The 14,475-nt window shown below is 55.1% G+C and carries 13 protein-coding genes and 1 pseudogene; 8 read left to right on the forward strand and 6 right to left on the reverse strand.

Annotated features, from left to right (window positions below; genetic code table 11):
* Window positions 1–14: 14 nt before the first annotated feature.
* The 5 genes from KI228_RS14945 to KI228_RS14965 form a co-directional block, all read right to left on the reverse strand.
* The gene (locus KI228_RS14945; protein ID WP_043000046.1) at window positions 15–1,304 is read right to left on the reverse strand and encodes an MFS transporter; all 1,290 of its coding nucleotides are present in this window, start codon (window positions 1,302–1,304) and stop codon (window positions 15–17) included.
* 56 nt (window positions 1,305–1,360) lie between these two features.
* Window positions 1,361–2,566 (reverse strand): L-rhamnonate dehydratase, encoded by a 1,206-nt coding sequence (gene rhmD, locus KI228_RS14950; RefSeq protein WP_043001877.1) that lies wholly within the window; start codon window positions 2,564–2,566, stop codon window positions 1,361–1,363.
* A gap of 14 nt (window positions 2,567–2,580) precedes the next feature.
* Window positions 2,581–3,363: an IclR family transcriptional regulator gene (locus KI228_RS14955; RefSeq protein WP_043000045.1), complete on the reverse strand. Its 783-nt coding sequence runs from the start codon at window positions 3,361–3,363 to the stop codon at window positions 2,581–2,583.
* A gap of 212 nt (window positions 3,364–3,575) precedes the next feature.
* Complete coding sequence (locus KI228_RS14960; RefSeq protein WP_054175981.1) at window positions 3,576–4,772, reverse strand: nicotinamide mononucleotide deamidase-related protein YfaY; 1,197 nt, start codon at window positions 4,770–4,772, stop codon at window positions 3,576–3,578.
* 114 nt (window positions 4,773–4,886) lie between these two features.
* The gene (locus tag KI228_RS14965; RefSeq protein WP_043000043.1) at window positions 4,887–5,429 is read right to left on the reverse strand and encodes a YfaZ family outer membrane protein; all 543 of its coding nucleotides are present in this window, start codon (window positions 5,427–5,429) and stop codon (window positions 4,887–4,889) included.
* Between the two features lie 311 nt (window positions 5,430–5,740).
* On the opposite strand from KI228_RS14965, the gene nudI reads away from it, so the two are divergent.
* Window positions 5,741–6,166 carry a nucleoside triphosphatase NudI gene (gene nudI, locus KI228_RS14970; RefSeq protein ID WP_043000042.1) on the forward strand — a complete coding sequence of 142 codons (426 nt, stop codon included), beginning with the start codon at window positions 5,741–5,743 and terminating at the stop codon, window positions 6,164–6,166.
* A gap of 48 nt (window positions 6,167–6,214) precedes the next feature.
* Here nudI and KI228_RS14975 read toward each other — a convergent pair whose 3' ends face one another.
* Window positions 6,215–6,820: a histidine phosphatase family protein gene (locus KI228_RS14975; RefSeq protein ID WP_043000041.1), complete on the reverse strand. Its 606-nt coding sequence runs from the start codon at window positions 6,818–6,820 to the stop codon at window positions 6,215–6,217.
* A gap of 280 nt (window positions 6,821–7,100) precedes the next feature.
* Between KI228_RS14975 and arnB the strand changes: the two genes are divergently transcribed.
* From arnB to arnF, 7 genes and pseudogenes are all read left to right on the forward strand, one after another.
* Window positions 7,101–8,240, forward strand: a complete 1,140-nt coding sequence (gene arnB / locus KI228_RS14980; RefSeq protein ID WP_054175980.1) for a UDP-4-amino-4-deoxy-L-arabinose aminotransferase — start codon at window positions 7,101–7,103, stop codon at window positions 8,238–8,240.
* Between the two features lie 2 nt (window positions 8,241–8,242).
* Window positions 8,243–9,223, forward strand: coding sequence for an undecaprenyl-phosphate 4-deoxy-4-formamido-L-arabinose transferase (gene arnC, locus KI228_RS14985; protein WP_044266219.1), 981 nt, complete (start codon window positions 8,243–8,245; stop codon window positions 9,221–9,223).
* Window positions 9,223–11,204: pseudogene (gene arnA, locus KI228_RS14990) on the forward strand (bifunctional UDP-4-amino-4-deoxy-L-arabinose formyltransferase/UDP-glucuronic acid oxidase ArnA). The gene arnC and the pseudogene arnA overlap by 1 nt, the downstream one beginning before the upstream one ends.
* Window positions 11,201–12,103 (forward strand): 4-deoxy-4-formamido-L-arabinose-phosphoundecaprenol deformylase, encoded by a 903-nt coding sequence (gene arnD, locus KI228_RS14995; RefSeq protein ID WP_054175978.1) that lies wholly within the window; start codon window positions 11,201–11,203, stop codon window positions 12,101–12,103. The pseudogene arnA and the gene arnD overlap by 4 nt, the downstream one beginning before the upstream one ends.
* Entirely contained in the window at window positions 12,100–13,755 is a 1,656-nt protein-coding gene (arnT, locus tag KI228_RS15000) for a lipid IV(A) 4-amino-4-deoxy-L-arabinosyltransferase (RefSeq protein WP_044266224.1), read from the forward strand. The genes arnD and arnT overlap by 4 nt, the downstream gene beginning before the upstream one ends.
* A complete protein-coding gene (gene arnE, locus KI228_RS15005) occupies window positions 13,752–14,087 on the forward strand; it encodes a 4-amino-4-deoxy-L-arabinose-phosphoundecaprenol flippase subunit ArnE (RefSeq protein WP_058586865.1) in 336 nt (111 codons plus the stop codon). Before arnT ends, arnE begins: the two co-directional genes overlap by 4 nt.
* Window positions 14,087–14,473 (forward strand): 4-amino-4-deoxy-L-arabinose-phosphoundecaprenol flippase subunit ArnF, encoded by a 387-nt coding sequence (gene arnF / locus KI228_RS15010; protein ID WP_043000034.1) that lies wholly within the window; start codon window positions 14,087–14,089, stop codon window positions 14,471–14,473. Before arnE ends, arnF begins: the two co-directional genes overlap by 1 nt.
* Window positions 14,474–14,475 lie beyond the last annotated feature (2 nt).

Here is a 14,475-nt window from a genome sequence, read left to right on the forward strand (position 1 = left end):
CAACATGGATAAACTTATTGATGCGCAGCACCCGGTTGCGACGCAGGACGATTTACGCTCAGGGTGAAAATAATCAATGAGCCGATGATGGCGACGCCCGCCAGCGTCAACAGTCCTGCGGCATCGCTGGCAAACATCGTTTCTGCTTTAACACGCAGGATTGGCGCAATAAACCCGCCCACCGCGCCAAACAGGTTCACGAAGCCGATCCCCGCCGCCAGCGCGGTGCCGGAAAGTAATTGCGTCGGCATGGTCCAGAACACCGGTTGTACGGCGATAAAACCGACAGCCGCTACGCAAAGCGCCAGAATCGCCACCATCGGAGACGCCAGCCCGGATACGCCGATGCCAATCCCCGCCGCCAGCAGCGTCAGCGCAGCGACATTACGACGTTCACCCGTACGGTCTGAGTAGCGAGGGATCAGCCAGGTCCCGAACAGTGCGGCAACCCATGGAATGGCAGTCACCACCGACGCCGTGAAGCCGACTTTGGTGCCCAGCAGTGCAGCAACCTGAGTCGGCAGGAAGAAAATCAGTCCGTACACCGCCACCTGAATCGTCAGATAGATAATCGCCAGTTGCCAGACGCGTCCGTTACGCAGGGCATCCGTCAGTTTTGACGTGGTCTTCTTCTCTTCTTCACTCGCCAGTTGGCTTATGAGCGCCGCTTTCTCTTCTGCGCTGAGGAAACGGGCCTGCTGCGGGGTATCATCCAGCCAGAAGAAGGTGAAGACCCCGGCACCAACTGCCAGCAAACCTTCGATAACGAACATCCAGAACCAGCCAGGATGCCCCATGAAACCGTGCATCTCCAGCAGCGCGCCGGACAGCGGCGATCCCAGCGTCAACGCCAGCGGCGCCCCCATGTAAAACAGCCCCATAATGCTGGCGCGGTTACGCTGCGGGAACCATTGCGAGGTGAGATAGATCATGCCGGGGAAGAAACCGGCTTCCGCCGCTCCCAGCAGGGTACGGATAATCAGGAATTTCGCCTCGGTATCCGCCCACGCCATCGCGGCGGAGAGGAATCCCCACAACAGCGTGGTGGTGCCAATCCATGTTCTGGCCCCCAGCTTGCGCATCAGCAGGTTAGCGGGCACGCCAAGAAAGGCGTAGACCACAAAGAAAATCCCCGCGCCAAGCGCATAGGCTTCGTTGCTCAGCCCGGTATCAATCTGATAGGTCTCTTTGGCAAAGCCAATGTTCGAACGGTCCAGAAACGCCAGTACATACAGTGCCAGCATAAACGGGATTAAACGTGCGCGGTTTTTCTTCACCACGCCGTCAAGAAGAGTGGTACTCATAGCAAGATCCTCAAAGAGATGAGGGCGTTGCCGACGCTGCGGCAACGCACAGGTCATTAGTGGCTATAAGGCCGTTTCAGATTGCAGTCGCGGTTAAGCTCCACGCCGAATCCTGGTTTATCCAGCACGGACTTATGAATGCGGCCCTGTACCGGTACCGGTTCATCAAGCAGAATCGGGTCAAACTGCGGACGCATGGTTGAGCAGTCCGGGCTGGTCATCAGGAACTCACTGAACGGCGTGTTGGTGAAGGTAATCACCGCATGATGTGAGTAGACCGACGAGCCGTGCGGTACCACCAGTTGTCCGCGCGATTTCGCAATCGCAGCAATCTCGACCAGCGTGGTCAGGCCGCCGCACCAGCCGACATCCGGCTGCATGATATCGATACCGGTTTCCGCCAGCGTACGGAAGGACTGCAGTGTGCCGTGGTGTTCACCGCTGGTGACCATCATGCCTGCCGGCGCATTGCGTTTCAGTTCGCGATAGCCTTCATACTGCTGTGGCGGTAAACACTCTTCGATCCACTTCAGGTTAGATGGCGCGCAGGCGTGAGCCAGCTTCGTGGCGTAATTCACGTCCTGACTCATCCAGCAGTCCAGCATCAGCCAGAAATCCGGGCCGCACTTCTCACGCATCTCCGCCACCATCGCGGCATCTTTGCGGATCCCCACATCGCCGTCGTGTGGTCCCCAGTGCGTCGGCATTTTGCCGCCAATGAAGCCCATCTCTTTTGCCAGATCCGGACGAGCACCCGTGGCGTAAAACTGAATTTCATCGCGCACCGCGCCGCCCAGCAGTTTGTAGACCGGCAGACCGACCACCTTGCCAAAAAGATCCCACAGCGCCAAATCAACGCAGGAGATGGTGTTCATCACCAGACCGCCAGAGCCTGAGTAATACATGGTCGCACCGAGCATCTGATCGTGAATGAGTTTGATATCGCTGACGCATTTTCCTTCGATAAAGCGATTGAGGTGTTTTTCAACAATAAAGCACCCCATCTCCCCTGCCGTAGAGACCGCAAATCCCGTCTGTCCGTTTTCGGCTTCAACTTCGACAATCAACGTACCCAGCACGTTAATCCCAAAGGACTGGCGTGACTGTTCGTATTCACGATATTTGCTCATCGGCGTGGCGATATGATCGTCAATCCAGTGATTCGCCCCCTGGTCATGATAATCACCGCCGCCAGCGCCTTTTTCTGCGGTAGCGCCACCGGTAAACCAGGCGCGGACATGTTTAATTTTGGGTAGGGTCATGATGTTCTCCATTATTATGATGCGAGTGAATCGAAGGGACTTTTCCATCCCAACAGACGTGAAATATCCTTCGCGCAGGCAATGGCTTTGCCGGCAAGATAATCACGATTCTCTTCGTTAATTTCTAAGCGAGTGCCAACCACCGAAATGGCGGCGGCGGGTTCGTTATTGGCATTAAATACAGGGGCAGCAACACAGCGTACATCCGGATAATCCTCTCCGTTGTCGAAGCTCCAGCCGCGCTGACGGATGCGTTCCAGTTCATCGCTAAGTTGCTGAGGTTGGGTGATCGTGGTGGGGGTCGCCTGCTCCCACACCAGCTGTTCAATAATGGCGTTACGCACGGCGGCGGGCTGCCAGGCCAACAGGCACTTACCAATACCAGAGCGATACAACGAAAGGCTTTTCCCTTCATGGGAGCGCACGCTGATGGTCGAAGACGATTCCACCTTCAGGATGTAATACGCGCTTTCATGGTCAATGATCCCCAAATGGCAGAGCAGCCCCGTTTCATCCATCAGTTGCGTCAGGCGTGGTCGCGCCAGTTCACGCAGATCCATTTTGCTGAGCGCATGGCCGGAGAGTTCCACCAGTTTGGTCCACAGACAAAAGTTCTCCTGGTGATCGACACTGATAAACCGCTGACGCTTCAGTTCACTCAACAGCAGGTACGCCGTGCTTTTGGGAATACCCAGCGTTTCGATAATCGTGGCGGCGCTACAGGGGCCAATCCGCGCAATCAGATTGAGAATATCAATGGCGCGGGTGAGCGCCGGGACTTTGCTTGATTCCAACATACTGGACTCCAGTCTGAGATACTGGAATCAGTGTGATCGGTCGCGTCAGGTAAATTTGTGAAGCGCGTCATGTCGCGCCTTTCTTCCAGCAGAATGGAGAAATTACGTGCAGGAATGTGAGGTGACGCACGGATTTTTTCGTGGGGAGTACAATGGGTTGGACAAAAAAAGAATCAGCCCGAAAAACGCAATGCCTTCGGGCGAGGTAAAGACTACAGCGTCAGGGATTCAACCACCTCAATCCAGCCGTGTTCGCTGGCAATATCCTGCTTGTTGAACCAGCGACGTAACATGTTTAGCGCCATCATCGCACAGACCTCCTGACGGACCAGCAGACTGTGACGGGTCACGCTGAAATGCACGCGCAGGGCAAACGTCCCGTCGGGGGTCGCCAGCGCAAAATTCAGGTGATCGTTTTCCAGCCCGGAGATCGCCAGCGCCAGTCCGGCGTAGTGGTTATCGCGCCGTTCTGTCGTCCAGTGCGCAGTCTGCGCCAGCGTCTCTTCCTGCGAAGGCACCACTTCACTGGCCAGCAGCGGCGCGCCCACGCGGGAGAGCTGCAGTGCCACCAACCCGCCGGTGAACTGCTCGCTCAGCGTCAGGCTGAGCTGCCTTTTCTGCAACTCGCGGGCGATTTGCAACGGAAGTCCCTCGGTACCTTCAAAAATCAGGCTTTGGCCGGCAACACGTTTGACCTCCTGCCACAGACCGCGCATCGCTTCACGCTGGGCATACGGTCCGGTTAATTTCAGTTCGATAATTGGCATCGAAGAACGGTAACCCAGCGTCACCCCTTCCGGTAATGAAAGCGAGTCGAGGCTTTGCGCCAGATCGCTTTCCGAACGACCAAAGGTGGTCAGACGCAGACACAGCGGCGGTTCGGTGAGAGAGAAGCGCTCGCGCAGACGCGGCAGGATCTCATGTTCTACCATCACCTTAAATTCTGACGGTACACCCGGCGTAAAGAACATCAGACAGCGATTAAGCTGTACCGCGAAACCACAGGCGGTGCCGACAGGATTATTGATGAATTCAGCGCTGGCGGGCAGTTCCGCCTGTTTGCGGTTGCTGGGCGCCATCACTCTGCCGCGCTCGCGGAAGAATCGTTCCATCTCGGCAAGCCAGGCTTCGTGCAGAACCAGCCCTTCCCCTTTCGCCGTCGCCGCAGCAAGCGCGCTGAGATCGTCACTGGTCGGCCCCAGTCCACCGTTGACGATCAGTACGTCAGCATGCTGACTCCGCTCGCGCAGAATGGCGACCAGGCAATCGAGGTTATCGCCCACCGTATTACGACGGGTTAAGGGCAATCCCTGATTAAAGAAAAAATCGGCCAGCCAGGCTGCATTCGTGTCGACGATTTGCCCGTGCAACACTTCATCCCCGGTGGATAACATCTCCACGTTTAACATCGTGTTCTCCTGCTTTTATGATGAAAACACTATAACGCAAAGGGGGAAGTGGCGTGGTAGAGAAATATCAGGAAGGTAACAAAAGTGGCGCGGCAGAAGACCGCGCCACCAAAATTAGAAGCTGGCATTGACCCCAACATACGGGCCGTCCGCAATGGCGTTATCACGATTGCCGTCTTTACCCGCCAGGTTGAGGTAGCGATAACCCGCTTCGATGCTGAGCGGACGCATGATCGTCAGACGCGCGCCGGCATTCGCCTCTTCATAGCTCTGGATCCCGCTGGATAACGAGTCCGGTGAGTAGTAGTACTCGCCGAACAGGCGGAAACTGTCGCCTATTGGCCACTGTAATCCACCGCCAACCGCAGCAGCATAGCCTTCATCACTGTCGTTCGGGTTGGTATAGACCCCTTTGCCGCCCACCGTCGCCATCAGCGGACCGAGCGGTAGATTTAGCCCCAGCCCCAGACCCGCGACGTCACCGTCGTCATCGCTATGCATCCAGTTACCGCTCAGCGCCAGTCCCGTGGACTCGGTGCCAAAGCCGACGCCAACGTTGGTATATTCTTTACCCGCCTGTCCGCTGATGCTCATTGCACTCGCAGAGGCGGAAACGAACAGCATTCCCGCTATGCCAAATAATACGCTTTTTTTCATTTTTACCCTTTCCAGCAAGCAAATACGTAAAGTTCCCCAAAGCCGCAGGATTGTACTGCCAGCGCTAAAGGAATCAATGAGCTAAAAAAGCGATCGTGCGGCATTTTGTAACTAAATAATACCGTTCAGAGACAAGAAGAGTCCCGTTAACCCTCTTTACCGTCCGGAAAAGCGCCAGGATACTATTTTTTATTCATAGCAATCCATCAAAGTACATTTCTCATATGAATAGAAAATAAACATTTTCTCCCCTGTTGCCAGGGGATAAACTTTTCCCTGCTAACACTCCCTCTGCTTCAAGGAACATTACCGTGCGTCAAAGGACTATTGTTTGCCCCTTAATACAGAATGCTGGAAGTTATCTCCTGTGCCAGATGGCCGACGACCGGGGCGTTTTCCCGGGCCAATGGGCACTGTCTGGTGGTGGCGTTGAACCAGGCGAACGCATTGAAGAGGCCCTGCGCCGTGAGATTCGCGAAGAACTGGGTACTGAGTTGGTTCTGACTGATATCAAACCCTGGACCTTCAGCGATGATATCCGTACCAAAACCTACCCCGATGGCCGTCAGGAAGAGATTTATATGATTTACCTGATTTTCGACTGCATCGCTGCCAATCGTGAGGTGCATATCAATGACGAGTTTCAGGCGTTTGCCTGGGTCAAGCCGGAAGATTTAGCGAAATACGATCTGAACGTTGCGACGGTGAAAACCTTAACACTGAAAGGGTTATTGTAATATTTGATGACAGCCATTACGGCTGTCATTCTTTATTCATAATAGGGGTTAGAGTGATACCAGTTTACCATCAAGGAATAATTTTCCCTTATCGACATGCATCACCAGGCCGTCCAGATAATCCGGGGTCAATTTTACACCCCGCATATTTTTTGCAAGATATGTCAAACAATGATTATGGGTAAAAATTACCACATCTTTATTTTCCGACTTATTGGCTAAACGCTCAATGGCCTGATAAGTCCCCCGCCCACAGGCATGCATGCCTTTATCTACCGTCAGTTTTTTATCCGCAGAAAACCAGGTCGCTGACTGAATGGTGCGTACCGTATCGCTGGCATACAAATCGTAGTCTTTTATCTCTTTACCAAACGCGGCGCCCAACGCACGGGCTTGCTTCGCGCCATGCTCGGTAATGCCGGTTTTATCCGACAGGCAGAGATTGTCTGACCTGTCGCAGCGCTCGGCATGACGAAACAACACCACCACCGGATGCTGTTTTGCCAGTACCGCCAGAGTACGGGAATCGATTCGCGGCAATCCGTTACTACTCCAGGCGAAATGGCTGCCCAGCCCTACCATTATCACCAGCGCTGATAACAGGATAACCGTATATTTTTTGGATTTAATGAAATACTGGGACACGATAAACACAATAAACTCCACCCGTTACCGGCGAACAGAAATATCACTTTACGGCATACCGCTTAATCAAAGGCATGATCATTTAAGTGGGCAAAATGCCCGAAAACCCTGGCCAATGCAAATGCAATATAGAGAAAAAAGGATATATTTTCTTAACGTTAAGTTCTTAAGGTTAAATTAATATTCAGCCACTATTATTTGGCTTTAACTGGATAATCCTCATTTAGCCTCCTGTTTATGACTTAATAAATAAGAGGATCGCAGTATCCAAATGGCTAAAGGAAATATAATGTCTGATTTTCTGCCTTTCTCTCGCCCGGCGATAGGTACGGAAGAACTTGCCGCAATCAAAGCGGTTCTTGATTCCGGATGGATTACGACCGGCCCGAAAAATCAGCAACTGGAAGAGGCCTTCTGCCAGCTGACGGGAAACCACCACGCTATTGCCGTTAGCTCCGCCACGGCAGGTATGCATATCGCTCTCATGGCGCTGGGAATCGGTGCCGGTGATGAAGTCATCACCCCGTCAATGACCTGGGTTTCCACCCTGAACATGATTGTGCTATTGGGCGCCACCCCAGTGTTGGTGGATGTCGACCGCGACACGCTGATGGTCACCGCTGAGCACATTGAAGCCGCCATAACGCCGCGCACGAAAGCCATTATTCCCGTCCATTACGCCGGCGCACCGGCCGATCTGGATGCCATTTACGCCCTTGCAGAACGTCACGGCATTGCGGTTATCGAGGATGCCGCCCACGCGGTCGGGACTTATTATCAGGGTCGTCACGTCGGCGCACGAGGTACCGCGATTTTCTCCTTTCACGCCATCAAGAATGTCACCTGCGCAGAGGGAGGACTGATCGTCACCGATGATGAGCCACTCGCCCGGGAGTTACGTAAGCTGAAATTCCACGGACTCGGCGTGGATGCCTACGATCGCCAGACCTGGGGTCGCGCGCCTCAGGCCGAGGTACTGACACCGGGTTACAAATATAATCTGACCGATATTAACGCGGCGATAGCGCTGGTTCAGTTAGACAAACTAGAGACACTAAACCGTCGCCGGACAACCATCGCCCACGCGTACCAACAAGCGCTGGCCGATCTGCCGTTTCAACCGCTGAGCCTGCCGTCATGGCCCCACGTCCATGCATGGCATCTGTTTATTATTCGTACCGACGAAGAGTGCTGTGGCATCAGTCGTGACGCGCTGATGGAGGCGCTCAAAGCCCAGGGAATCGGGACCGGTTTGCATTTTCGCGCGGCACACACGCAGAAATATTACCGCGAGCGCTTTAACACTCTGTCGCTCCCCCATACCGAATGGAACAGCGCACGTATTTGCTCGCTACCGCTGTTTCCTGATATGACCCCGGCGGATACCGATCGTGTCATCACCGCACTTCGCCAGATTGCAGGTAAATAACCATGTTTGAAGCTCTTCCGATTACGAAAGTGTCGGTGGTGATCCCTGTCTATAACGAACAGGAAAGCCTGCCGGAACTGTTCAGGCGAACCACTGCGGCCTGCGAGAGTCTGGGAAAAGACTATGAAATCCTGTTGATTGATGACGGTAGCAGCGACCACTCTGCCCGGTTGTTGATCGACGCATCAGAAGCCGAAGGCAGCCACATCGTTTCGATTTTACTCAATCGCAACTACGGGCAGCATTCCGCCATCATGGCGGGATTTAGTCACGTTACTGGCGACCTGATCATTACGCTCGATGCCGATCTGCAAAACCCGCCGGAAGAGATCCCGCGTCTGGTGGCAAAAGCCGATGAAGGGTATGACGTCGTTGGCACCGTACGCCAGAATCGTCAGGACAGTCTGTTCCGTAAAACCGCCTCGAAGATGATCAACCATCTGATTCAGCGCACCACGGGCAAAGCCATGGGCGACTACGGCTGCATGCTTCGCGCCTATCGCCGGCACATTATCGATGCCATGTTGCATTGTCATGAGCGCAGCACATTTATCCCGATTCTGGCGAATATTTTTGCCCGGCGCGCCACGGAGATCCCCGTTCATCACGCGGAACGTGAATTTGGTGATTCCAAATACAGCTTTATGCGGCTGATTAACCTGATGTACGACCTGGTGACCTGCCTGACGACGACGCCTTTGCGCATGTTGAGCCTGCTCGGCAGCGTCATCGCCGTTACCGGATTTACTCTGTCGATACTCCTCGTCATTCTCCGCCTGACGCTGGGGCCACAATGGGCGGCTGAAGGGGTATTCATGCTGTTTGCCGTTCTGTTTACCTTTATCGGCGCGCAGTTCATCGGCATGGGATTACTCGGCGAATATATCGGTCGAATTTACAACGATGTCCGCGCCCGCCCCCGCTATTTCGTCCAGCAAGTTATTCGTCCGGAAAGCCCGCACTCTACAAAGGAAAATCAATAATGAAAGCCGTTGTCTTCGCGTATCACGATATGGGCTGTCTGGGCGTTCAGGCCGTGCTCGACGCCGGCTATGACATTGCCGCCATTTTTACACATGCGGATAATCCAGGAGAAAACACGTTTTTTGGCTCCGTTTCTCGCTTGGCCGCTGATGCGGGGATCCCGGTCTACGCCCCGGATGACGTGAACCATCCAATCTGGGCTGAGCGTATCAGCCAACTCGCTCCTGACGTTATTTTCTCTTTCTATTACCGTCATCTACTCAGCGATGCAATTCTGGAACAGGCTCCGGCTGGTGCATTCAACCTGCACGGTTCACTCCTGCCAAAGTATCGCGGTCGCGCCCCGTTGAACTGGGTGTTGGTGAATGGCGAAAGTGAAACCGGCGTGACGCTGCACCGCATGGTCAACCGCGCCGATGCAGGCGCCATTATCGGGCAACAGCGTGTCGCTATTTCGCCTGACGATACGGCCCTTACGCTACATCATAAGCTTTGCCAGACCGCCCGACAGGTGCTGGAACAGGCACTACCCGCTATCAAACGCAGAGAGACGCGTGACGTTTTGCAAAACGAGAGCGACGCAACGTACTTTGGTCGTCGCACGCCTGAAGACAGTTTCCTGACGTGGAACCGACCGGCAACGACGCTGCATAACATGGTGCGGGCGGTCGCGGCCCCCTGGCCGGGCGCGTTCAGCTATTCCGGCACGCAAAAATTCACCATCTGGTCATCCCGCGTCCACTCACAGCCCCAGACCGCGCAACCGGGTACCGTGATTTCCGTCGCGCCCCTGCTGATCGCCTGTTCCGAAGGCGCGCTGGAGGTAGTGACCGGACAGGCGGGTAACGGCATCACCATGCAGGGTGCACAGTTAGCGCAGGTACTCGGCCTGGTTGCAGGCTCCCGTTTAAACAGCCCATCGCTGGCTGCCAGCAAGCGCCGTACCCGCGTGCTGATCCTCGGCGTGAATGGTTTTATTGGCAACCATCTTACCGAACGCCTGCTGCGCGAAGACCACTACGAATCTATGGTCTGGATATCGGCAGCGATGCGATTGGCCGCTTCCTCAACCACCCGCGTTTTCATTTTGTGGAAGGCGACATCAGCATTCACTCTGAATGGATCGAATATCACGTTAAGAAATGCGACGTGGTGCTGCCGCTGGTGGCCATTGCCACGCCAATTGAATATACCCGCAACCCACTGCGCGTCTTTGAACTGGATTTTGAAGAAAACCTGAAAATCATTCGCTACTGCGTGAAATACTGTAAGCGGATCATTTTCCCCTCGACTTCTGAAGTGTACGGGATGTGTACCGACAAAGTGTTTGATGAAGACAGCTCGAATCTGATTGTCGGGCCGGTCAATAAACCCCGCTGGATTTACTCGGTGTCCAAACAGCTTCTCGACCGTGTCATTTGGGCCTATGGCGAAAAAGACGGGCTCCGCTTTACCCTCTTTCGCCCCTTCAACTGGATGGGGCCGCGACTCGACAGCCTGAATTCTGCGCGAATTGGCAGCTCACGCGCCATCACACAGTTGATCCTTAACCTGGTGGAAGGCTCGCCGATTAAGCTTATCGAAGGCGGAAAACAGAAACGCTGCTTTACGGATATCCGCGACGGCATCGAAGCGCTGTACCGGATCATTGAAAATGCGGGGGGTCGCTGCGACGGTGAAATCATCAACATCGGCAACCCAGAAAACGAAGCCAGCATCAAGGAACTGGCGGAAATGCTGCTGGAGAGTTTCGACAAACATCCACTGCGCCATCATTTTCCACCGTTTGCCGGGTTACGGGTGGTTGAAAGCAGCAGCTATTATGGCAAAGGCTATCAGGATGTGGAGCACCGTAAGCCCAACATCCGTAATGCAAAACGTTGCCTGGACTGGGAGCCTACCATCGATATGCGCGAAACGGTTGACGAGACGCTGGATTTCTTCCTGCGCAGTGTAGAACTCACGGAACATTCATCATGACAAAAGTCGGCTTGCGTATTGATGTCGATACCTTCCGCGGCACCCGCGAAGGTGTGCCGCGCCTGTTAGCGTCATTGAGCCGATACCACATTCGGGCAAGTTTTTTCTTTAGCGTTGGGCCTGACAACATGGGGCGCCATCTCTGGCGCCTGATTAAACCGCAGTTTCTGTGGAAAATGCTGCGCTCAAACGCCGCGTCTCTTTACGGCTGGGATATTTTGCTGGCCGGTACCGCCTGGCCGGGAAAAGAAATCGGTCGCGCAAACGCCGAGATTATCCGTGAAGCGGCACGCCAGCATGAAACGGGTCTGCACGCCTGGGATCACCACGCCTGGCAGTCCCGGAGTCCTCAGTGGAGCGAACAGCAACTGATCGCCGATATTTCACACGGGATCACCGCCCTGGAGGCGATCACCGGCCAGCCCGTGACCTGTTCAGCCGTCGCGGGCTGGCGCGCTGACCAGCGTGTGGTGCTCGCCAAAGAGGCATTTCCTCTGCGATACAACAGCGACTGCCGCGGCTGGGCGCCGTTCCGTCCGGTTCTCGGGGCTGATGCGTTCGCTACGCCACAAATTCCGGTCACGTTGCCCACGTGGGATGAAGCGGTGGGTCGTGAGGTTCAGGCAGAGGATTTCAACGACTGGATCCTCTCCCGAATACAGCGGGATACCGGTACGCCGGTGTATACCATTCATGCCGAAGTCGAAGGCGGTGCCTGGCACCGCCAGTTTGAGGAACTGCTCCAGCGTGCGGCCGATGCGGGCATCACCTTCTGCCCACTTGGCGATCTCCTGCCTGAGGATCGCAACACCTTGCCGCCGGGAGAGATTATTCGCGGTCACATCGCGGGAAGAGAAGGATGGTTAGGCTGCCAGCAAGCAATGAGTGTCATACGATGAAAAACACCCGTTATTATCAGATACTGGCCGCGCTAATCGCGTTCTGGTACATCATCCCCATCAACCTGCGTCTGTTGTGGCAACCTGATGAAACGCGCTATGCCGAGATCAGTCGTGAAATGCTGGCCTCCGGCGACTGGCTTGTTCCTCATTTTCTTGGCGTCCGTTACTTTGAAAAACCCATTGCCGGGTACTGGATCAACAGCATCGGGCAGGGGTTGTTTGGTGCGAACAATTTCGGCGTTCGCGCGGGCGCCATTTTTGCGACGCTGGTCACCGCCGTGCTGGTGGCATGGCTTGCCATGCGCCTATGGCGCGATACGCGTACCGCCCTGCTGTCGGCCATCATCTTCCTGTCGTTGTTTATTGTCTACGGGATTGGCACCTATGCAGTGCTCGATCCACTGATTGCGCTCTGGCTAATGGCGGGACTGTGCTGCTTCTGGCAGGCGATGCAGGCCACCACCTGGCAAGGGAAAAGTGCAGGGTTCCTGCTGCTGGGCGTCACCTGCGGGATGGGCGTAATGACCAAGGGTTTTCTGGCGCTTGCGGTACCGGTGCTCAGCGTTCTGCCGTGGGTCGCCGCGCAGAAACGCTGGAAAGATCTGTTCCTCTTTGGCGGATTAGCGGTCATCAGTTGTGTCGTCGTCATTCTGCCGTGGGGACTGGCAATCGCCCAACGTGAACCCGATTTCTGGCACTACTTTTTCTGGGTCGAACACATCCAGCGTTTCGCGATGGATGACGCCCAGCACAAAGCGCCGTTTTGGTACTATCTGCCGGTGCTGATCGCCGGAAGCCTGCCGTGGCTTGCGCTGCTTCCCGGAGCCTTAAAGACCGGCTGGCAGACGCGAGATGAATCGCGCAGCGCATTCTATCTGCTCGGTTGGATCGTAATGCCGCTGGTGTTTTTCAGCATCGCGAAAGGCAAATTACCGACCTATATTCTGTCCTGTTTCGCCCCGCTCGCCATACTGATGGCGAGATACGGATTGAACGCAGCGGAAAAGGGCTTTGCCGCGCTGCGCATCAACGGCTGGATCAATATTCTGTTCGGCGTCATCGGGATTATCGCTACGCTGGTTGTCTCGCCGTGGGGACCGCTGAAATCGCCGGTCTGGATGCACATTGAGGTGTATAAGGTTTTCTGCACGCTGGGGATGTTTGCTCTGTGGACTTTTTTCGGCTGGTATACGCTGACTAACACCGAAAAGAGCTGGATTTATGCCGCGCTGTGTCCCGTGGCGCTGGCGCTGTTGTTTGGTTTTTCCGTGCCCGATCGGGTCATGGAATCCAAACAGCCACAGTTTTTTGTCGAGATGACCCGGGAAAACCTGGCGCCAAGCCGCTACATTCTTACCGACAGCGTAGGCGTCGCCGCCGGGCTGGCCTGGAGCCTGAAACGCGACGACATTTTAATGTACGGGCAAACCGGCGAGTTGAAATATGGCCTTAACTATCCCGATGCTAAAGGCCGGTTCATTCGCTACGGCGATTTTGCGGACTGGCTCAGCCAGCACCGTCAGGAGGGTATTATTACGCTCGTGCTCACCATCGCGAAGGATGAAGACATCAACCGCCTTGCCATTCCCCCTGCTGACAGTATCGATAATCAGGGGCGTCTGGTGCTGATTCAGTATCGTCCCAAATGATCTGGCTGGTATTAGTACTGGCCAGCCTGCTTAGCGTTGCAGGGCAGTTATGCCAGAAACAGGCGACGCTCCGCGTGCCGACCCGCGCGCGAAGACGCCATATTGCCCTGTGGCTGGGGCTGGCGCTCGCCTGCCTTGGCCTGGCGATGATCCTGTGGTTGTTGGTATTGCAGAACATTCCCGTGGGTATCGCTTACCCGATGCTCAGTCTCAACTTTGTCTGGGTCACATTGCTGGCATGGAAAATCTGGCGTGAACCGGTGGCGCTTCGTCACTGGCTGGGCATCGTCTTGATCATCAGCGGTATTTTTATTCTGGGGAGTGCGGCGTAATGGGATTACTCTGGGGACTGTGCAGCGTGATCATCACGTCCGTCGCGCAACTGGGCCTGAGCTTTGCGATGGCAAACCTGCCGCCGATGACACAGTGGCAGACGTTTATCCCGGTGCTGTTCTCCCTCCATACCGGTACGCTCGTGCTATTCACCAGTTTAGTGGGCTATCTGCTGTCGGTTTTCTGCTGGCATAACGCGCTACATCACCTCGCGCTGAGCAAGGCTTACGCGCTGCTCAGCCTGAGTTATGTGCTGGTGTGGGTGGCGTCGATAATCTTACCCGGCTGGCAGGGCACGTTTTCTCTGAAAGCGCTGCTGGGCGTACTGTGTATCATGGCCGGACTGATGTTCATTTTTCTGCCCGCACCGCGGAAAACGCGCTGACG

Source organism: Citrobacter amalonaticus (genome assembly GCF_018323885.1).
Classification (GTDB): Bacteria; Pseudomonadota; Gammaproteobacteria; order Enterobacterales; family Enterobacteriaceae; genus Citrobacter_A; species Citrobacter_A amalonaticus.

Excerpts from the sequence above, each read along its gene's own strand:
- arnT (WP_044266224.1), top strand. The coding sequence starts at position 12,100 with ATGAAAAACACCCGTTATTATCAGATACTGGCCGCGCTAATCGCGTTC.
- rhmD (WP_043001877.1), bottom strand. The coding sequence starts at position 2,566 with ATGACCCTACCCAAAATTAAACATGTCCGCGCCTGGTTTACCGGTGGC.
- arnD (WP_054175978.1), top strand. The coding sequence starts at position 11,201 with ATGACAAAAGTCGGCTTGCGTATTGATGTCGATACCTTCCGCGGCACC.
- arnF (WP_043000034.1), top strand. The coding sequence starts at position 14,087 with ATGGGATTACTCTGGGGACTGTGCAGCGTGATCATCACGTCCGTCGCG.
- KI228_RS14965 (WP_043000043.1), bottom strand. The coding sequence starts at position 5,429 with ATGAAAAAAAGCGTATTATTTGGCATAGCGGGAATGCTGTTCGTTTCC.
- arnC (WP_044266219.1), top strand. The coding sequence starts at position 8,243 with ATGTTTGAAGCTCTTCCGATTACGAAAGTGTCGGTGGTGATCCCTGTC.
- KI228_RS14955 (WP_043000045.1), bottom strand. The coding sequence starts at position 3,363 with ATGTTGGAATCAAGCAAAGTCCCGGCGCTCACCCGCGCCATTGATATT.
- KI228_RS14960 (WP_054175981.1), bottom strand. The coding sequence starts at position 4,772 with ATGTTAAACGTGGAGATGTTATCCACCGGGGATGAAGTGTTGCACGGG.
- KI228_RS14945 (WP_043000046.1), bottom strand. The coding sequence starts at position 1,304 with ATGAGTACCACTCTTCTTGACGGCGTGGTGAAGAAAAACCGCGCACGT.
- arnB (WP_054175980.1), top strand. The coding sequence starts at position 7,101 with ATGTCTGATTTTCTGCCTTTCTCTCGCCCGGCGATAGGTACGGAAGAA.
- arnE (WP_058586865.1), top strand. The coding sequence starts at position 13,752 with ATGATCTGGCTGGTATTAGTACTGGCCAGCCTGCTTAGCGTTGCAGGG.